This is a genomic window from Pseudoduganella buxea (assembly GCF_009720835.1).
GTDB classification, from domain to species: Bacteria; Pseudomonadota; Gammaproteobacteria; order Burkholderiales; family Burkholderiaceae_D; genus Rugamonas; species Rugamonas buxea.
Map to the genome: position 1 here is coordinate 1 of NZ_WNKZ01000041.1, position 19,228 is coordinate 19,228.

Annotated in this window: 16 protein-coding genes; 6 read left to right on the forward strand and 10 right to left on the reverse strand. The window is 67.3% G+C overall.

Going from position 1 to position 19,228, the window contains the following annotated elements:
- Positions 1-633 (reverse strand): metal-dependent hydrolase (locus GM672_RS14905; protein ID WP_170300078.1); only part of this gene is annotated, 633 nt, incomplete at its 3' end.
- A 123-nt stretch (positions 634-756) separates the two neighbouring features.
- Here GM672_RS14905 and GM672_RS14910 point away from each other — a divergent pair.
- Positions 757-1,371 carry a putative outer membrane beta-barrel protein gene (locus GM672_RS14910; RefSeq protein ID WP_155471326.1) on the forward strand — a complete coding sequence of 205 codons (615 nt, stop codon included), beginning with the start codon at positions 757-759 and terminating at the stop codon, positions 1,369-1,371.
- A 111-nt stretch (positions 1,372-1,482) separates the two neighbouring features.
- On the forward strand, positions 1,483-3,546 hold the full coding sequence (locus GM672_RS14915; RefSeq protein ID WP_155471327.1) for a PAS domain-containing sensor histidine kinase: 2,064 nt from the start codon (positions 1,483-1,485) through the stop codon (positions 3,544-3,546).
- 27 nt (positions 3,547-3,573) lie between these two features.
- Here GM672_RS14915 and GM672_RS14920 read toward each other — a convergent pair whose 3' ends face one another.
- Positions 3,574-5,076 carry a PAS domain-containing sensor histidine kinase gene (locus tag GM672_RS14920; RefSeq protein WP_155471328.1) on the reverse strand — a complete coding sequence of 501 codons (1,503 nt, stop codon included), beginning with the start codon at positions 5,074-5,076 and terminating at the stop codon, positions 3,574-3,576.
- A gap of 148 nt (positions 5,077-5,224) precedes the next feature.
- Here GM672_RS14920 and GM672_RS14925 point away from each other — a divergent pair, with 148 nt between their 5' ends.
- Positions 5,225-6,943 (forward strand): carboxylesterase/lipase family protein, encoded by a 1,719-nt coding sequence (locus GM672_RS14925; RefSeq protein WP_155471329.1) that lies wholly within the window; start codon positions 5,225-5,227, stop codon positions 6,941-6,943.
- A 25-nt stretch (positions 6,944-6,968) separates the two neighbouring features.
- Here the strand turns inward: GM672_RS14925 and GM672_RS14930 are convergent, their stop codons facing one another.
- The 4 genes from GM672_RS14930 to ybaK form a co-directional block, all read right to left on the reverse strand.
- Complete coding sequence (locus tag GM672_RS14930; protein WP_155471330.1) at positions 6,969-7,259, reverse strand: DUF427 domain-containing protein; 291 nt, start codon at positions 7,257-7,259, stop codon at positions 6,969-6,971.
- A gap of 87 nt (positions 7,260-7,346) precedes the next feature.
- Complete coding sequence (locus tag GM672_RS14935) at positions 7,347-7,994, reverse strand: DsbA family oxidoreductase (RefSeq protein WP_155471331.1); 648 nt, start codon at positions 7,992-7,994, stop codon at positions 7,347-7,349.
- Between the two features lie 90 nt (positions 7,995-8,084).
- Positions 8,085-8,717: a glycerol-3-phosphate 1-O-acyltransferase PlsY gene (gene plsY / locus GM672_RS14940; protein ID WP_155471332.1), complete on the reverse strand. Its 633-nt coding sequence runs from the start codon at positions 8,715-8,717 to the stop codon at positions 8,085-8,087.
- A gap of 70 nt (positions 8,718-8,787) precedes the next feature.
- Positions 8,788-9,279, reverse strand: coding sequence for a Cys-tRNA(Pro) deacylase (gene ybaK / locus GM672_RS14945; RefSeq protein ID WP_155471333.1), 492 nt, complete (start codon positions 9,277-9,279; stop codon positions 8,788-8,790).
- A 105-nt stretch (positions 9,280-9,384) separates the two neighbouring features.
- Here ybaK and GM672_RS14950 point away from each other — a divergent pair, with 105 nt between their 5' ends.
- Positions 9,385-10,389, forward strand: coding sequence for an endonuclease/exonuclease/phosphatase family protein (locus tag GM672_RS14950; RefSeq protein WP_170300080.1), 1,005 nt, complete (start codon positions 9,385-9,387; stop codon positions 10,387-10,389).
- A gap of 10 nt (positions 10,390-10,399) precedes the next feature.
- Here the strand turns inward: GM672_RS14950 and GM672_RS14955 are convergent, their stop codons facing one another.
- Positions 10,400-12,862 (reverse strand): sensor domain-containing protein, encoded by a 2,463-nt coding sequence (locus GM672_RS14955; RefSeq protein WP_155471335.1) that lies wholly within the window; start codon positions 12,860-12,862, stop codon positions 10,400-10,402.
- A 284-nt stretch (positions 12,863-13,146) separates the two neighbouring features.
- Between GM672_RS14955 and GM672_RS14960 the strand changes: the two genes are divergently transcribed.
- Both GM672_RS14960 and GM672_RS14965 read left to right on the forward strand, forming a co-directional pair.
- Positions 13,147-14,361, forward strand: a complete 1,215-nt coding sequence (locus tag GM672_RS14960; RefSeq protein ID WP_155471336.1) for an efflux RND transporter periplasmic adaptor subunit — start codon at positions 13,147-13,149, stop codon at positions 14,359-14,361.
- Between the two features lie 3 nt (positions 14,362-14,364).
- Positions 14,365-17,484 (forward strand): efflux RND transporter permease subunit, encoded by a 3,120-nt coding sequence (locus GM672_RS14965; RefSeq protein WP_155471337.1) that lies wholly within the window; start codon positions 14,365-14,367, stop codon positions 17,482-17,484.
- 72 nt (positions 17,485-17,556) lie between these two features.
- Here the strand turns inward: GM672_RS14965 and GM672_RS14970 are convergent, their stop codons facing one another.
- The 3 genes from GM672_RS14970 to GM672_RS14980 are packed head-to-tail and all read right to left on the reverse strand — an operon-like array spanning position 17,557 to position 19,214.
- On the reverse strand, positions 17,557-17,763 hold the full coding sequence (locus GM672_RS14970) for a hypothetical protein (protein ID WP_155471338.1): 207 nt from the start codon (positions 17,761-17,763) through the stop codon (positions 17,557-17,559).
- A gap of 51 nt (positions 17,764-17,814) precedes the next feature.
- A complete protein-coding gene (gene xerD, locus GM672_RS14975; RefSeq protein ID WP_155471339.1) occupies positions 17,815-18,714 on the reverse strand; it encodes a site-specific tyrosine recombinase XerD in 900 nt (299 codons plus the stop codon).
- Positions 18,690-19,214 (reverse strand): methylated-DNA--[protein]-cysteine S-methyltransferase, encoded by a 525-nt coding sequence (locus tag GM672_RS14980; RefSeq protein ID WP_188915998.1) that lies wholly within the window; start codon positions 19,212-19,214, stop codon positions 18,690-18,692. The genes xerD and GM672_RS14980 overlap by 25 nt, the downstream gene beginning before the upstream one ends.
- Between the last annotated feature and the right edge of the window lie 14 nt (positions 19,215-19,228).

Sequence of the window (19,228 nt, forward strand, 5' to 3'; positions counted from 1 at the left end):
CACGGCGGCAATGGCGCCGCCGGCCAGCAGCAGTGCGGCCAGCGAGCCCCAGTCCAGGTAGCCGCGCCACGTGGCGCCGCACAGGAAGGCGGCCAGCGCCGCCAGCGCCACCCCGCGCAGCACGCGCTGCGGTATCGCCAGCGCCAGGGGCACGCCGAACGCGACCCAGAACACGGGTTCGACAATGAAGATCAGGTCGCCATAGAACCAGCGGGGATCGAAGGGGTAGAACGGGTGGATGCCATAGGAGTTGAGGAAATCCATCGACAGGTGCAGGCCAAAGCCCAGCACGATGGCCAGCCCCAGGCCGAGGCGGGCCGGCGCGCTGGCGCGCAGCAGGCGCCGCGCGTTCGGCCACAGCAGCCACAGCAACGCCAGCAGCAACAGCGCCTGCGGCAAGGCAAGCAGCAGGGTGTGTGTGTGGCCCCGGTGGTGCAGCAGGTAGCCCAGCGGCGCCGGCAGCAGGTTTGTCAGGAACAGGTCGAGGTCGGGGAAATTGCTGGCCGCCGCGCACGCCGTCAGCAGCAGACGGTGGCGCGTGCGCTGGCGCGCTTCGTCCGCTTCCGCCGGCAGCGAGCGCTGCACCAGTTCGCCGACACCGAGGCCGACGAAAGTGTGGGTAATATTGTCCATGCGGCATGGTACCCGAAAGGGGCGCGGCCGCTGGCGCTGGTAAGAATGTGCTTCCGGTAGTGCACCCACGATGCCTAGGGGATAACATATGCGGCGGTGACCTTACCGCGTCCAGGAGGAAGCATGAAATCGCGCCTTGCCGTTGCAGCAGCCCTTGCCCTTGCCGGACTCGCCCAGGCGCAGTCCACCGGGCCGGCGCCCGCCACGGCGCAGCTGTCGGCCCGGTCCGATCCCTTCAACGGCAGCTTCCAGCCCTATCCCCGCGCCTATGGCGGTAACGAGGCGGCCAATGCCAACAGTAAATCCTTCGACGGCGCCTTCCGCACCGATCCCCGGCTGCTGGGCGGCTTCGAGCTGTCGCCCACGCTGGCGCTGGAGATGGGCTATGTGGACCTGTACGACCGGGGCTTCCACCGGGTCGACGGCGACCGGCCCGAAGAAACCTCCGGCGCCCTGTTCACGCGCGGCTTCGCCACCCACGTGGCGGCAAAATATACCGTCCCCATGACCGACAAGCTGCAGGCCTACGGCAAGCTGGGCGTCGCCCACGGCGGCCGCAACGAAGGGGGCGCGAAGGAAAGCGCCACGGGCTTGTACACCGGCGTGGGGGCGCGCTACCAGCTCAGCGACAAGGCGGTCATCGATGCGAACGTTGGCCGTCATGGCAACGCCACGAAAAAATGGGGCAACGCCACCAATGCCGACGGGGTGCGGGCCGGGCTGAAGATGGGTTTCTGACCCGGGGGCCCGACTGCCGGACCCGACAATAGTGAGGCAGCGCGCCCCGAACTGTGACATCATGCCTGGCCGCTGCCGTTGCCAGCTTTTGAACAGTTCTTGCCTGCCTCCATGATTGACTCCACCAGCCTCGCCGACCGCGCGAGTTCCGAAACCCGTTTCCAGGCGCTGTTCGAGCAAGCGCCTGTCAGCATCCAGATCCTGGCGGCAAACGGACGTACCCTGCGCGTCAACCGGGCCTGGGAGAACCTGTGGCAGATCCATGAAGGCACGGCGCTGAAGGCGCATGTACTCAGCGCGCACTACAACGTGCTGACGGACCCGCAAGTCATCGCCGGGGGCATCAAGCCGCACCTGGAACGGGCGTTTGGCGGCGAGTCCGTCGAGATTCCGGCCATCCGCTACGACGTGGCCGTGCTGGGCAGCGCCGGACCGGCGCGCTGGGTGACGGCGCGCGCCCACCCCATCAAGGATGCCGGCGGCGCCGTGCTCGAGGTGATGCTGATGCACGAGGACATTACCGAGCGGATCGAGGCCGAGATGGCGCTGCGCATCCGCGAGGAACGCTTCCGCTCGCTTGTGATGGCGACGTCGCAGATCGTCTGGACCAATACGCCCGACGGACGCGTGCTGGAGGATTCGCCGTCCTGGCGCGCCTTCACGGGTCAAACGTACGAGGAATGGCGCGAATTCGGCTGGCTCGACGCGCTGCACCCGGACGACCGCGCCGGCTCGCTCGCATTATGGAAGGCCTGCGTGGCCACCCAGTCCGTGTTCGAAACCCGCTATCGCCTGCGCCGCGCGGACGGGCAGTACCGCTGGGTGGCCGTGAAAGGGCTGCCGATTCCGGACGCGCAGGGCGGCGTGCGCGAGTGGATCGGCGCCAATACCGATATCCACGACCAGGTGACGGCCGAGACGGAACTGGCCCAGCGCCTGGAGCGGGAGAAGCGCAATTCGGCCCTGCTGGCCAAGGTGGCGCGGGCTTCGCGCAGCCTGCATACGGCGCTGTCGAGCAAGGAAATCGCCGAGGCCCTGGTGGTCGAGGTACGCGACATCCTGCAGGTGCACCAGGCCGTCGTGTCGCTGACCGAGGGCGAGAGCCGGGTGCAGGCGATCAATGCCGTGTCGCTGTCGGACAAGTACGCGAGCTACCAGGACTTTGCGGCCGGCACGAACGGCACCGGTATTTATGCCGAGGTGTGCCGTACCAACGGGGTGATGCGGCTGACGCAGGAAGAGCTGACGGCGCATCCGGCCTGGAAGGGCTTCGGCGACCACGCCGGAAATCACCCGCCGATGCGGGGCTGGCTGGCCGTGCCGCTGGTCGACCGGACCGGCCGCAATATCGGCCTGATCCAGGCCTCGGACAAGGCCGACGGGGAATTCACGGCCGAGGACGAATCCATTCTGATGCAACTGGCCTCGCTGGCGGCGAACGGCTTCGAGAACGCACGCCTGTACGGCTCCCTGCAGGAGCAGGACCGCCGCAAGGACGAGTTCCTGGCCATGCTGGCGCACGAGCTGCGCAACCCGCTGGCACCGATCTCGTCAGCGGCGGACATGCTGCGCCTGGGCGGGGCCAGCGAGGAACGGGTACGCCGGGCGAGCGACGTCATCAGCCGGCAGGTGCGGCACATGACGTCGCTGGTGGACGACCTGCTCGACGTGTCGCGCGTCACGCGCGGCCTGATCGAGCTGGACCGCGAACGGGTCGACGTGATGGCCGTCGTCGCCAGCGCCGTCGAACAGTCGCTGCCCGTCATCGACGCGCGCGGCCATGCCCTGGCCGTGGACGGCGCCGTATCGGGCGCCCAGGTGCTGGGCGACTACAATCGGCTGGTGCAGGTCTTCGTCAACCTGCTCAACAATGCCGCCAAGTACACCCCGCGTGGCGGGCGCATCACGCTGTCGGTGGCACGCCAGGCCGGCACGGTCGTCGTCGACGTGGCCGACAACGGCGTCGGCCTGGACGGCGCCCTGCTGCCCCACGTGTTCGAGCTGTTCACGCAAGGGGAACGTTCGCCCGACCGGGCCCAGGGCGGCCTGGGCATCGGCCTGGCGCTGGTGCGCAATATCGTCACCATGCACGGTGGAACGGTCAGTGCCCGCAGCGACGGGGCCGGCAAGGGCAGCACCTTCACCGTCACGCTGGAGCTGGCCGGGCCGGCCTGACGCGACCAAGCGGCGTCAGAAGCGGCATCACGGCAGGCCGCACTCGTGCAGCGCATACGGCAGGCGCAACGTGAACACGCTGCCGCTGCCGAACTGGCTGCGCACCGTGATGCGGGCACCGATGACAGCGGCCAGCCGTTCCGACAAATGCAGGCCCAGGCCCGTGCCCTCGAACTGGCGGGTGGTGCCCTGGTCGATCTGCGTGAAGGGCTTGAACAGCAGGCCCAGCTTGTCGCTTTGGATGCCGATGCCCGTGTCGGCCACGTCGATGACGACCTCGCCGCTGTCGGGCTGACCTTCCACGCGGATATCGACGCGTACTTCGCCCGCCTCCGTGAACTTCAGTGCGTTGTTCATCAGGTTGATGAGGATCTGCTGCACGGCGCGCTCGTCCGTGCAGACGGTGAGGTCGTCCTCGCATTGCGGCAGGCGCAGGTCCAGGCCCTTCTGCTGGGCCAGCGGCGTGAACATGGCCGCCACGTCGCGCACGAGGCGGTGGCAGTCCAGCAGCGCCTTGTTCACTTCCAGCGTGCTGGAAACGATCTTCGTGATGTCGAGGATATCATTGATCAGGGACAGCAGGTGGCGGGCACTGGACTTGACCGTGCGCAGCTGGCGCAGCTGCTCCTCGTTCAGGGGCCCGGGCAACTGCATCAGCAAGGTACCCGTGAAGCCGATGATGGCGTTCAAGGGCGTGCGCAGCTCGTGCGACATGCTCGACAGGAATCGGTCTTTCGCCAGGCCCGCTTCGGCCAGTTCCACGTTCTTCTGCTGCAGGGCCAGCTCGATGCGCTTGCGCTCGGTGATATCCCGGATCGCGCTCATCACCAGGGTGCCCTCCTCCGTGGCGATGGGCGACAGGCTGATCTCGACGGGAAACTCCTCGCCGTTCTGGCGCAGGCCGTACAGCTCACGGCCGATGCCCATCGGTCGCTGCGACGGCGCCAGCGCATAGTTGACGCGCTGCTCGACGTGGGCGCGCCGGTGCGACGCCGGCATCAGCACTTCCAGCAACTGGCCCCGCAGCGCGCCGTGGGGGTAGCCGAACAGGTCGTCCGCCTGGGGGTTGGCCAGCACGATGCGGCCGGAGGCATTGGCCATGATAATGGCGTCCGGCATCGAGGCCAGCAGGGTGCCGAAGCGGGCGCCGACGAGGGCCGCGTCACGCGTCACGCGCAGCGGCGTCACGTCCTTCTTGGTCCACAGGATGTACTCGGCCTTGCCGTCCTTGCCGCGCACGGCCTTGCTGGAACTGTCGATATAGGTCAGCGTGCCGTCCTTCGTGCGGCGCAGCGACTCGTAGTTGGCATGACCGTTCGCCAGCGTGTCGAAGATGACGGCGCGTTCCGGGTTGTCCGTGTTGGGCGGCACGATCAGCTCGCCCAGGGTGCGGCCGAGGCTTTCGGCCGCGCTGTAGCCGAACACCACTTCGGCACCCGCGCTCCAGTACAGGACCGTACCGTCCAGCGCGGTGACGATGACGGCATCCGGCATCTCGTCGAGGATCAGCTTGCCAAAGTCAACGCTCATGTCCGTATCCATCACTTGTATCCTGTGAGCTTACCCAGTTCCACAAACGTAGCGAGCACGGCATGATCGGCTTACACTGGATAGCCGCTGGGGCTGCCCGGCCGGGCACCGCCCAGACGGTGCCTGAGACCAACAAGGAGGAGGCGCGGTGACGAACATCTCATGGAACAAGGTGTTGCCGGTGGCCGGGGTTGCCCTGGTGCTGGCCGGCTGCGGCGGCAGTTCCGGCCCGCGCGAGTTTCCCGCACAGGGGCCGGACGTGGCACTGACGGCGGCCGGCGAAGTGCGCGCCGTCGACCGGGCCGGCATGCGCAGCTATTTCGCCATCCCGTTCGCCGCCCCGCCGGTGGGCGAACGGCGCTGGATGGCGCCCGCCCCACCCCAGCCGTGGACGACACCGCTGGACCGGAAGGCTTCGGCCCCGCCCTGCCTGCAGACCAGCGCCAGCCCGTTTCGCCTGGCCGGCGACAGCGAGGACTGCCTCTACGTGGACGTGCACGTGCCGCAGGGGCCGGGGCCCTTCCCCGTCATGGTCAACCTGCACGGCGGCGCCTTCAACACGGGCGGCACGGCGCCGTATGCCGACCCGTCGCCGCTGGTGGCCAACGGCGTCATCGTCGTCAACGTGGCTTACCGGCTGGGCGCCATGGGCTTTTTGGCCCACCCCGCCCTGGCCAAGGACGGCGCCGCCGGCAACTACGGCATCATGGACCAGCAGGCCGCGCTGCGCTGGGTGCGGGAGAACATCGGCCGCTTCGCCGGCGACCGCGACAACGTCACCCTGTTCGGCGAATCGGCCGGCGGCTTTTCCGTGATGGCCCACCTGGCGGCGCCCGGCTCGACAGGCCTGTTCCACCGTGCCATCGTCCAGAGCGGCAACTACGGCAACGACCGCCAGTTGCCGGCCGCGCAGATGGCCGCCGTCAGCAGCACCGTCGTCGACAATGCCCTGCGCGCGGCGCAGGCGGCAGGCATCGCCGGGGTCGGCTGCGCCCCGGGCGCCGTCACGGCCGCCTGCCTGCGCAGCCTGCCCGACGCGGTGGTGCGCACCCACCTGGCCAGCGCCATCAATGCGGCGCTGCCGATCATGGTGCCGTCGGTGGACGGCAAGGTGCTGCCCACGTCCGTCAAGGCCAGCTTCGCCGCTGGCGGCAACAACAAGGTGCCCGTCGTCATCGGCAGCAACCAGGACGAATACGCGCTGTACATCGCCATCAACGAGGCCGGGCGCCGCGCAGCGGCCTCGCCGCCCAACCTCGACCCGGCCAACACCAGCTTCGCCTTGCCACCGGCCGGCTATGCCCCGACCGTGGCAGCCCTGACGGCGGGCACCGGCGTGGACGTGACCGCGCTCGTCACGACCCACTATCCGCTGGCGAACTACGGCGCCAATCCCGCCTTGCAGCCCAGCCTGGCCGTGTCGGCCCTGGCGACGGACGTGGGCTTCGCCTGCCCCGCCCTGCGCACGACCCAGCGCATTGCCGCGCAAGGCACGCGGGCATGGATGTACGAATTCCGCGACCAGACGGCCACCCCATCCGTCGGCATGGCGAACGGCAAGTACACGCTCAGCTTTCCACAGGGCGCGGCCCACTCGTACGACCTGCAATACCTGTACCGCCTGAACGAACTGGCCAACGACGAGCAGCGCCAGTTGCAGGCGGCCATGACGCGTTACTGGAGCAATTTCGCCCGCACGGGCGACCCGAACACGGGCGCGGACGTGCCCGCCCCGTGGCCGCCGTTCACGGGCCCGGAGCGGGTGCTGGGCCTGGACGTGGCCTCGGGCGGCGGCGTCAAGGCGCTCGCCACCTTCGAGGCGGAGCACCGGTGTGGCGGGGTCTGGGGGGCGGCGGTGGGGTTTTGACGGCGGATGAGCAGGGCCGGGGCGCCTACAGGCTCACTTCCACCCCATGCCAGAACGCCACCCGGCCCTTGATGGCCTTGGCGGCCTCGGAGGGGGTCGGGTAGTACCAGGCGGCGTTCTTGTTGACCTTGCCGTCGACGGCCACGTCGTAATAGCTCGCCACGCCCTTCCAAGGGCACATGGTGGTGTGGCTGCTGTCCTGCAGGTATTCCGGCTTGACGCGCTCGAGGGGGAAGTAGACGTTGTGTTCGACGATCTCGACTTCGTTGTCGGCCGCTTCGGCGATGACGGCGCCGTTCCAGACTGCTTTGGGCATTGCATTCTCCGGGAGCTGTGGGTTTGCGGGGAGTTTAGCGCAAATGGGCGGGGCCGGGAGGACCGGGAATGCGAGCCCTGCCCGCCCTTATTGCTCGGCGGCGATCTGCCGCAGGGCCTGCTCGAACAGCTCGGCGGGCTGGCCGCCGGAGATCAGGTGGCGCTGGTTGATGATGACGGCGGGCACGGAGTTGATGCCCTGCTGGTGCCAGAAGCCCTCCAGGGTGCGTACTTCGTCGGCGAACTGGTCCGACTCCAGCACGGCCTGGGCGGCGGCCAGGTCCAGGCCGGCCTTCTCGGCCGCGCGCAGCAGCGTGTCGTGGGCGCTGGGGTCCTCGCCGTTGGTGAAGTAGGCTTCGAACAGGGCGTGCTTCAGTTCCTTCTGGCGGCCCGTGTCCTCGGCCCAGTGCAGCAGGCGGTGGGCGTCGAAGGTGTTGTAGATGCGGCTGCGCTTGTCCATTGCGAAGGTGAAGCCCACGTCGGCGCCGCGCTGGCGGATCATGGCGCGGGACTGTTCCTGCTGGTCCGGGGTGGCGCCGTATTTCTCGGCGATGTGTTCCGTGATGTCCTGCCCTTCGCGGGGCATGTTCGGGTTCAGCTCGAAGGGCTGGAAGTGGAATTCGGGCGCGAGGTCGGGGCCGATGCGCTCGAGCGCCGTTTCCAGCGCGCGCAGGCCGATCACGCACCAGGGGCAGGAAACGTCGGAAACGAAGTCGATGCGGATGGGAGTTGCCATGGCGGCCTTTCAAGGTTCAGGGCCGCCGGCGGCAGCCATCCATGCATGATGTGGATGGCTGCGCGGATTGCAAGTCTTATTCCAGGGCGCCTACTTCCTGCGCGCAGCCTCGGCCTTGGCCTTGCCTTTGCTGCCGATGCGGCTTTCCTTGCCGGCGATCAGCTTGCCGATATTGCTGGCGTGGCGCCAGATCAGGAGGCCGCTCATCACGAGCACGGCGAAGAACTGCGGCTCGATGCCGAACAGCAGGCCGTAGTAGAAGGGCGCGAACAGCGAGGCGATCAGGGCCGCCAGCGACGAGTAGCGGAAGGCATAGGCCACCACCAGCCACGTCACCAGGGTCGCCAGGCCGAGCCAGACGTTCAGTGCCAGCAGCACGCCCAGCGCGGTGGCCACGCCCTTGCCGCCGACGAAGCGGAAGAACACGGGCCACAGGTGACCCAGGAAGACGGCCAGCGCCACCAGGGCGATGGTGGTGTCGTCCGCGCCAAGGCGGCCGGCGAAATGGATGGTCAGCCAGACGGCCAGCCAGCCCTTGAAGGCGTCGCCCACCAGGGTCCAGATGGCGGCGCCCTTGCTGCCGCTGCGCAGCACGTTGGTGGCGCCGGGGTTGCCGGAGCCGTAGGTGCGCGGGTCGTCCAGGCCATAGGCCTTGCTGACCACGACGGCGAAAGAGATGGAGCCGATCAGGTAGGCGGCAATCGTCAACAGAAGAGTAGTCATTTCCCCAAATTCCTCATTATTGTTTTACCCGGCCGCGCCGGGCCGGCGGCCGACTATACAGCACGGCCCATCAATCGGCCAGCGCGCAGTTCACCGCCTTCGCGCCCAGCACGTCGACCAGCACCTGCGGCCGGATGCCGACGAGGAAGCCGCGCCGGCCGCCATTGATATAAATGGTTTCCAGCGCCAGGATCGATTCCTCGACATACACGGGCAGAACCTTTTTCGTGCCGAACGGCGACGTGCCGCCCACCATGTAGCCGGAATGGCGCTGCGCCACCTCCGGCTTGCACGGCTCGACCGACTTGCAGCCGATATTGCGGGCCAGGTTCTTCGTCGAGACCTTGCAATCGCCGTGCATCAGCACAATCAATGGTTTGGCCGCTTCGTCCTGCATCACCAAGGTCTTGACCACGTGGTGCTCGTCGACACCCAGCGCGCGCGAGGAGACCGACGTGCCGCCGTGCTCCTCGTAGTCGTAGGGATGTTCGGAAAAGGCCACCTTCTGCTTGCGCAGCAGGGCCGTCGCAGGGGTTTCTGAAATGTGCTCTTTCTTTGCCATGCCGTGATACGCTAACCGTAATGAAAAGGGAGTCCCGCACGCCTGCACGGTATGCATATTCATATGCACGCCGCGGTGTCCGGGGTCTTTCGAGAGGAGTCCGTAATTATGCAGGAAATTCGTTTTGCCACCTTCAATGTCTGCAACCTGGCGCCGCCGGGCGCGAAATTGTACGACAACCTCGCGCCCCTGAGCCCGGAAGAATACGACGCCAAGGCCACGTGGATCGCACGGCAAATCGACGAACTCGACGCCGATGTCATCGGCTTCCAGGAGATCTTCTCGCAGGCAGCCCTGCGCGACGTGCTGGCCCGCACCCGCAACTACCGCGACGCGCTGCACGCCGGCTTCGACCCGGACCCGAACGCCACGCGCCTGACGCCGAACGTGGCGCTGGTCTCGCGCCTGCCGCTGGCGGCGCCGCCGGCCATGTATGCCAACTTCCCCGCCGACGTGCCCTGCGATTCGGGCAGCCCCGATTCGGACCGCTTCGCGCGCGCGCCCCTGCACGTGCAAGTGGTGCTGCCGGGCGAGCGCATCGCCGACGTCTTCGTCGTGCACCTGAAATCGCGCCGGCCCGACTACCGGGGCGGCGACAACGGCGAGGACCCGCTGCAGTACGCCATGGCCAGCCTGCGTTCGCTCGTGTGGCGCGGCACGGAAGCGGTGGCGCTGCGGGTGCTGCTGTCGAAGATGATGCGCGGCACGCGCCGCCCCTGCATCGTGCTGGGCGACTTCAACGACACGGCCGATGCCGTGACGACCACCATCGTGCTGGGCAATGGAGGCACCTATGGCAGCACCGGCAACCTGGGCGCCGGCGCGGCCGAGGAACGGCGCGGCCGCCTGTTCGACAGCAACCGCATCCGCCGCAGCCGGCACGAGGAACGCCCCGCGGGGCCGCGCGACGCGGGCGTGAACTACACCACCGTGCACGAAGGTCATTATTCGACCATCGATCACGTGCTGGTCTCGGAGGAGTTCAACGGGGTGTCGCCCCGCGCAATCGGCGAGGTGCTCGACGTCAGCTACTTCAACGAGCACCTGGGCACGGCGCGGCCGGAAGCGTCGGATCACGGCCAGGTACTGGTGCGCCTCGGGCTGTACTGAACGCGCCTCTTCAGTGCAGCACGCCGGCCAGGCCGCTGGCGCGGGCCGTCGAGGCAGCGTAGTGGCCCTGGTACTGGTCGCAGCCCTGCCCGCGCAGGAATTCCAGTTGCTCGGCCGTCTCGACGCCTTCGGCGATCACCGTCATTTCCATGCTGCGCGCCATCGCGATGATGGTGCGGATGACGGTGGTGTCGCCGCCTTTCATCATGAACGCCTGGGCGATCTTCAGCTTGTCGATGGGGAAGTCCTTCAACTGGCCCAGGCGCGAGTAGCCCGTGCCGAAATCGTCCAGCGACAGGCTCACGCCCAGTTCGCGCAGCGCGCGCAAGGTGTCGGCCACGCCGGCGCCGCCTTTCATGAGGATGCTCTCCGTCAGTTCCAGCTCCAGGTAGCGCGCCGGCAGGCCTGATTCGCACAGGGCCGCGCGCACATTGTCCAGCAGGTCGCGCTGCTGGAACTGGGCCAGCGACAGGTTCACGGCCACCATCACTCTGTGGCCTTCGTCGTGCCACTGGCGCGCGTGGCGGCAGGCTTCGTGCATCACCCAATTGCCGATCGGGACCATCAGGCCGGCCTGCTCGGCCACGTCGAGGAAGCGTTCCGGCAGCAGCAGGCCCAGTTCCGGATGGCGCCAGCGGATCAGCGCCTCGGCGCCCACCAGCGCGCCGCTGCGGATATCCAGTTCCGGTTCGAAGGCCAGCTCGAACTGCTGCTCGTCGAGGGCGCGGCGCAGGCCGTTCTCGAACGTGGTGCGCTCGACGATGCGCTCGTTCATCTCGGCGCTGAAGAACTGGAAGTTGTCGCGGCCGCCTTCCTTGGCGTGGTACATGGCGATGTCGGCGTTCTTGATCAAGGTGTCGATATCGTCGCCGTCGCTGGGATAGATGGCCACGCCGATCGACGTCGAGATATGCAGCTCGTGCTCGCCGATGCGGTAGGGCTGGCCGATGGCCTGGCGCACGGCGGCCGCCACGTGGGCCGCATGGTCGATGCCGCCGATGTCGGCCAGGATGATGACGAATTCGTCGCCACCCTGGCGGCTGACGGTATCGACCTTGCGCACGCACTTGAGCAGCCGCGTCGCCACTTCCTTGAGCAGCAGGTCGCCCACCTGGTGGCCCAGGGTGTCGTTGATCGGCTTGAAGCGGTCCAGGTCGAGGAACAGGATGGCCAGCATGCTCTGCTTGCGCCGCGCCGCCGACAGCGCCAGCGAGAGCCGGTCCAGCAGCAGCACGCGGTTGGGCAGGTCCGTCAGGAAGTCATGCTCGGCCATGTGGCGGGTCTGCTCCTCGCTGCGCTTGCGCTCCGTGATGTCCGACAGGATGGCCATGTAGTTGCTGACCTGGTCGTGCGTGTCGCGGATGGCCGTCAGCGCCAGCCAGGCGGGGAACAACTCGCCGCTCTTGCGGCGCGACCAGACTTCGCCCTGCCAGTGATCCGTCGCGTCGATCTGGTTCCACACATCGCGAAACACCGGTTCGTCCTCGACGTCGGAGCGGTACACCGTCAGCGGCTTACCCAGCATGTCCTCGTTGCTGTAGCCCGTGATGTCGGCATAGGCCTGGTTGATCGAGATGATCTGGCGCTGGCTGTCCGTCAGCAGGATGGCGTCACGGCTGTTCTCGAACACCTGGGCGGCCAGGTACAGCGTGCGCTCGGCGTTCTTGCGCGCCGAGATGTCGCGCACGACGACATAGAACAGGTATTCGTGATCCAGGGTGATCGACGTCATCAGCACCTCGGCCCAGAACAGGTTGCCCTGGCAATCGAGGTAGCGCCAGTCGTAGCGGCAGTTACCCTGCACATAGGCCTGCTGCGCCAGCTGCCGCTCGGCCGGCTCGGACAGCACGCCGCCAGGCTGCTGCAGCGGCGAGAAGTCGCGCAGGCGCCGCCCTTCCAGGCATTGCGGCCCGCTGCACTTGAACAGCTGCCGCGCGGCCGGATTGGCTTCGGCGATCAGGCCATCGCGCACCAGCAGGATGGCGTCGCCGGACTTGACGAACATCTGGCGGAAGTTGGCGCCGGCGTCGTGCAGGGCCGTTTCCTCGTGCTTGCGGGCCGTGACGTCGACATCCATGCAGAAGATCTGGTTCAACTCGCCGTTGTGGAAGATCGGCACCTTGGTCGAATACGTCCACCGTTCGCGCCCGTCCGACGTGCGCACCTTCCAGTCGCCCGGCGGCACCAGGCGGCCCGTGCGCCACGCGTCCGCCATCAAGGCTTCATGCTCTTCCTCCCGCTCGACGCGCGACAGCAGTTCCCTCATTGGGCGGCCCAGCACCTGCGCCAAAGGCAGTCCGCACAGGTCGGCGCAGGCGCGGTTGCAGAAGCGCACGATGCCGTCGCGGTCCACACTGCAGACGGCCACCAGCGGCGTCTGGTCGACGGCGCCGATCAGCCGGGTGATCAGGTCGAGCGCCGCGTGGGCCGGGTGCTCGCGCGGGGCGAAGGGATAGAAGGTTTCCTGGGTCATCCGGACATTCTGGGCGCCCCTTTCCTGCCGCGCTTGCGGTGCCGCAAACATGGGAGCCGCCTCATGCCCTATGTAAGTATTTTTTGCCGCACAACAACGATCTCGCGTCGCACGCGGCAGACGTCCGGCCGAATGGCCCAGCGACCGTTCGTCCGCCCCGGCTCGCAGTTCAGGCCCGCCAAAACCCGCTTCATCGCATTCCGGTGGGCACCGCCCTTGCAATTTCATACAGTGCCAGCATCGACATCTCCCGCCGGCAGCGGCCAACCCCTTCGAGAAAACCAATGACACTTGACCCCCTGCCCCGTCCCGCCCGCCGCCGCTGGCGCCTCCCCGCCATGACGGTGCTCGCGCTGGCCCTGGCCGGCGGCGCCTATACGATGCTGCGTCCGCAGGCCGCGCCCGCCGCCGCCGCACCGAAGGCCGAGAAGCCCACCGTGTTCGAGCTGGCCGCCACCGACGTCGCCGCCGTCGCGGCACGCCCGCTGGCCGTGCAGCTGCCGCTGTCTGGGTCATTGATGCCCGTGAGCCAGGCCACCGTCAAGTCGAAGGTGTCCGGCGTGGTGGAAGAATCGAGCCTGCGCGAAGGCATGGCCGTGGCGGCCGGGCAGGTACTGGCGCGCATCGACCAGGCCGACCTGCGCGCGCGCATGACGCAGCAGCAGGCCATGCTGGACGAAGCGCAGGCGCGCCTGTCGATGGCGCGCAAGAACGAGAACAACAGCCGCGCCCTCTTGAGCCAGAAGTACATCTCGCAGACGGCCTACGACACCAACGCCAACGCGGTGGATCTGGCCCAGGCCAGTGTCAAGGCGGCGTCGGCCCAGGTGGAGCTGGCCCGCATCGCGCTGGCCGACAGCACGATCCGCGCGCCGATGGGCGGCATCGTCAGCAAGCGCCACGTGCAGGCGGGCGAGAAGGTGTCGCCCGACATGCCGGTCTACACCATCGTCAGCCTGGACGAACTGACCCTGGAAGCGCAGGTGCCCACGTCCGACATCCCCCGCATCAAGGTGGGCCAGGAGGTGGCCTTCCGGGTCGACGGTTTCGCCGGCCGCGCCTTTGCCGGCAAGGTCGCGCGCATCAATCCCACCACGGAAGCCGGCTCGCGCGCGATGCTGGTCTACGTGGCCGTGCCGAACGGCGACGGCGCCCTGCGCGGCGGCATGTTCGCCAAGGGCAGCATCGTCACCGAACGCACCGCCGCCCTGCCGCAGGTGCCGATGACGGCGCTGCGCAAGGCCCACGGCGTCGAGACGGGGCCGGACGTGGTCTACAAGGTCAAGGACGGCAAGATCGTCGAGCAGCCTGTCACCCTGGGCCTGCGCAACGAGGACGAAGGCATGGCCGCCGTCACGGCCGGGCTGGACCAGGGCGAGCACGTGATCGTCTCCCGGCTCGATGGCGTCAAGCCCGGCGCCAGCGTCAAGCTGCCCGCGGCGAACGCGCTGACGACCGCCGGCGGCGCCAAGCCGGCCGTCAAGCCACCGCAGGGGTAAGCCATGTGGATCACGAAAATCAGTATCCGCCAGCCCGTCTTCGCGACGATGGTGATGATCGGCCTGATGGTGCTGGGCCTGGCCTCGTACCGGGGCCTGGGCGTGGAGAGCATGCCGAACGTGGAGATTCCCTTCGTCGCCATCGAGGTGCAGTATCCGGGCGCCTCGCCGGAGGCGGTGGAAACCGACATCACCCGCCCCATCGAGGATATCGTCAACACCGTGCGCGGCGTGCGCACCTTGCGCGCCAACTCGTGGGAGGGCAAATCCGGCATCTACCTGGAGTTCGAGCTGTCCACCGACATGGACAAGGCCATGCAGGACGTGCGCGACAAGGTCGGCCTGGTGCGCCCCCGCTTCCCCAAGGAAGCCAAGGACCCGTTCATCGTGCGCGAGGAAGGCGACAACGCCCAGCCCATCGTCAACATGACCCTGACGTCCGACACGATGGCCATCCGCGAGCTCTCCACCCTGGCGGACCAGGTCATCGTCAAGCGCATCCAGGGCGTCGCGGGCGTCGGCCAGGTACGCACCTACGGCACGGCCAAGCGCGAGATCCTCATCAGCCTGAAACCGGGCGAGATGACGGCGCAAGGCGTGGGCGTCAATGAAGTGATGCAGGCGATCCGAGACACCAATGCCAATCTCCCGGCCGGCAATATCACCCGCGAGGGAAACGACCGCCTGGTGCGGGTCGAGGGCAAGCTGAAGGACCCGCGCGAATTCAACAAGATCATCGTGGCGCGCCGCGCCAACGGCCCGGTCTACCTGGAACAGGTGGCCGACGTCGTCGACGGCGAGGCCGAGGAACGCTCGCTGGCGCGCATCAACGGCCAGCGCGGCATCTCGCTCGAAGCGACCAAGGTGCAGGACTCGAACGTGGTGGAAGTGGGCGAAGGCATCAAGGCCGTCGTGGCGGACCTGCAGAAGTCCCTGCCGGCCGGCGTGGCCCTGAAGATCGTCGACGCCGAATCGGACCGCGTGCAGAGCCAGCTCAATAACGTCAAGCGCACCATCGTCGAAGGCGCCATCCTGACGATGGTCATCGTGTTCTTCTTCCTGCACTCGTGGCGCTCGACCATCATCACGGGCCTGACCCTGCCGATCTCCGTGCTGGCCAGCTTCATCGCCATGAAGGCGTTCGGCTTCACGTTGAACTTCCTGACCCTGATGGCGCTGTCGCTGTGCATTGGCCTGCTGATCGACGACGCCATCGTCGTGCGCGAGAACATCGTGCGCCACCTGGGCTTCGGCAAGGGCCACCGCAAGGCGGCCGAAGACGGCACCAACGAGATCGGCGTGGCCGTGATGGCCACCACCTTCGCCATCGTCGCCGTGTTCATTCCCGTGGCCTTCATGGACGGCATCATCGGCCGCTTCTTCCTGCAGTTCGGCATTACCGTGACTGTCGCGGTGCTGGTGTCGCTGTTCGTCAGCTTCACGCTCGATCCGATGCTGTCCTCGGTATGGCACGACCCGGTGCAGGACCGCTTCAAGTACCTGCCGTGGCTGGGCCGCCTGATGGAGCGCATCGAGCACGGCATCGAACACGTGCACGCCTGGTACGGCAAGGTGCTGGCGCTGGCGCTGAACTGGCGCAAGGTGACCCTGGCCGCCACGGTAGCGGTGTTCGTGGGCAGCCTGATGCTGGTGCCGATGATCGGCGGCGAGATGTTCCCGGAGACGGACCGCGGCTGGATCAACATGCAGTTCAAGGTGCCGGTGGGTTCGAGCCTGGAATACAACGCCAGCAAGGTGGCGCAGGTGGAAGCGGCGCTGAAGGAGTTCCCCGAGGTCGACACGGTGTTCGGCAATATCGGCGCGGCCGAAGGCCGACACATCTCGTATGTGAACGTCAAGCTGACGGACGTGCACAAGACCCACCGCCGCTCGCAGCAGGAGCTGGAAAAGGCCATTCGGGCGCGCCTCGCATCGATCCCCGGCATCACGCCGTCGGTGGGCCAGAAGCCCATCTTCATCGCCATCCTCGGCACGGATGAAGCGAAGCTGGACAAGGTGGCGCAGCAGCTGATGGCCAGGATGCGCACCATCAAGGGCGTGGCCGACCTGGAATACAGCCAGGAAGGCGCCAACCCGTCCACGTCGATCCGCATCAACAACGAGCTGGCCAGCGACCTGGGCCTGTCGACGCAGCAGATCGGCGCGGCGCTGCGGCCGTTCGTGGCCGGCGAGACGGTCAGCTACTGGCTGGCACCGGACGGCCAGAACTACGACGTCAACGTGCAGCTGCCGAAGTCGGGCCGCCAGCGCGTGGCGGACCTGGCCGACCTGTCGCTGGCGTCCAGCAAGCCCGGTCCCGACGGCCGTCCGCTGATGGTGCCGCTGCGCCAGGTGGTGGAGTTCGTGCCTTCGTTCAGCCCGCAGGTATTGAAACGCCAGGCACTGATGCGCCGCGTGGCCGTGATGGCCGGCGTCGAGGGCCGCCCGGGCGGCGACGTCGATGCGGACGTGAAGAAGGCGATGGAGTCGATCGAGATGCCGGCCGGCGTGCGCTTCGACGTGGGCGGCCAGGCCAAGCAGATGCAGGAGACGCTGACGAGCGCCATGATCGCACTGGGCATCGCCGTCGTCTTCATCTACCTGGTGCTGGCCTCGCAGTTCGGCAGCTTCCTGCAGCCGGTGGCGATCATGATGTCGCTGCCGCTGTCGCTGATCGGCGTGCTGCTGGCGCTGCTGATCACGGGATCGACCCTGAACATCTTCTCCATCATCGGCGTCATCATGCTGATGGGCCTCGTGACGAAGAACGCCATCCTGCTGGTGGACTTCACCAACCACGGCCAGCAGGGCGGCATGTCGCAGCGCGACGCCATCATGGCGGCGGGCCAGGTGCGCCTGCGGCCCATCCTGATGACGACCCTGGCGATGATCTTCGGCATGCTGCCGATGGCCATCGGCATGGGCGAAGGGGGCGAGACGCAGGCGCCGATGGGCCGCGCCGTCATCGGCGGCGTCATCACGTCGACCCTGCTCACCCTGGTGGTGGTGCCGGTGGCCTATACGTATCTGGACAATCTGGGCAAACGGGCCAAGCGCTGGTTCGGCCATGCGCCCGAAGCAGCGGAAGCGCCGCGCAAGCCGGAGCTGGTCAACGCCGCCTGAACGCAAAAAACCGGGGACAGTCCCCTGTTCTGAAGAAATCTTGTTTCAGAACAGGGGACTGTCCCCGGTTTCTCAGTCTTGTTTTACTGCCGTGCTGCCTTCGTCCGCCGCCTCATCCGCCTCGTCAGCGTCGTCGGCGTCTTCCGCTACCTCATCCGAACCCGCTTCTCCGGCCGGACGATCCTTCGCTTCCTGCTTGCGCCGGGCCTTTTCTTCGGCCTTGCGTTTCTTCTCCAGCTCCCGCTGTCGCTTCTCGTATGAGAAATTTGTCTTTGCCATGGCTAGCCTCCTTTCCCGTCATTATGCCGCAGCTCCAGCATCGCAGAATTTTTATCCGCGCGGATGATGCACCGCATGCAGCTGCTTCAGCCTTTCCCGGGCCACGTGGGTGTAGATCTGCGTCGTCGAAATATCGGAATGGCCCAGCAGCAGCTGGACCACGCGCAGGTCGGCGCCGTGGTTCAGCAGGTGCGTGGCGAAGGCATGGCGCAGGGTGTGCGGCGACAGCGGCGCCGTGATGCCGGCGCGCGTGGCGTGCTTCTTCACGATGACCCAGAACATCTGCCGCGTCATGGCGCCACCGCGGGCCGTGACGAACAGCGCATCGTCCTGCTGGCCGTTCAGGATGATGCCGCGCGCGCCGCGCAGGTAGCGTTCGATCCACTGGCGAGCCTGGGCACCGAAGGGCACGAGACGGGTCTTGCTGCCCTTGCCCGTGATGCGCAGCACGCCTTCGTTCAGGCCCACTTCCGTGATCTTCAGCGACACCAGCTCGGACACGCGCAGGCCGCTGGCATACATCAGCTCCAGCATGGTGCGGTCGCGAATGTCGAGCGGCTCGGTGTCGCCGGGGGAGGCCAGCAGCGCTTCCACCTGCCCTTCCGACAGGGTATGCACGAAGCGGGCCGGCTGCTTTGCCGAGCCGATCTTCAGGCACGGGTCCTCGTGGATGCGGCCCTTGCGCAAGAAAAGTTGATAGAACCGTTTGAGTACCGACAGGCGCCGGTTCGACGAGCTGGCCTTGGTGTCGTCGTGGCGGGCGGCGAAGTAAGCGTCGATATCGGCTTTCGTCACGCCCAGCAGCGAAGTACCGGCACGGGCCACGTCCAGCCAGCGGGCGAACTGGCGCATGTCGCGGCGGTAGGCATCGAGGGAATTCTTCGACAGGCCGTCTTCCAGCCACAGGCTGTCGCAGAACTGGTCGATCAGATCAGCGTTGTCTGCTGCCATGCGTATTCGCGCAGTCCTTCGTGCGCCAGCAGCCAGCGCTTGACGTTCAGGGTGAAACCGTTACGGTCATCGCTGCCGGCGAAACCGCCCAGCCCCTGCGCGCCCGTGACGCGGTGGCACGGCACCACCAGCGGAAAATAGTTGGCGCCACAGGCCTGGCCGACGGCGCGCGGCATCGAGCCGACGAACTTGGCCACTTCGCCATAGGTGCGCACTTCGCCGCGGGGAATGGCGCCGATGGCCTGCCACACCTTGCGCTGGAATTCGCTGCCCACCTGGGCCAGCGGCAAGTCGAAGGCGAAGTCGGGATCGTCGCAGTAGCGCAGCACCTGCCCTGCCGCCTGCTCGGCGACCGGGTCTTCGGCTGCCTTCTCGCCGAAGCTGTCCGGCAGGTAGACCAGTTCGGTCACGACGGCGCCCCCCGTGCGGATGCCGAGGGCGCCGAAGGGCGTGGCGACGATGGCGGCGAAGAGATCGCTGGGCTGTTGTATTTTATTCACAATTGACTCCTTGC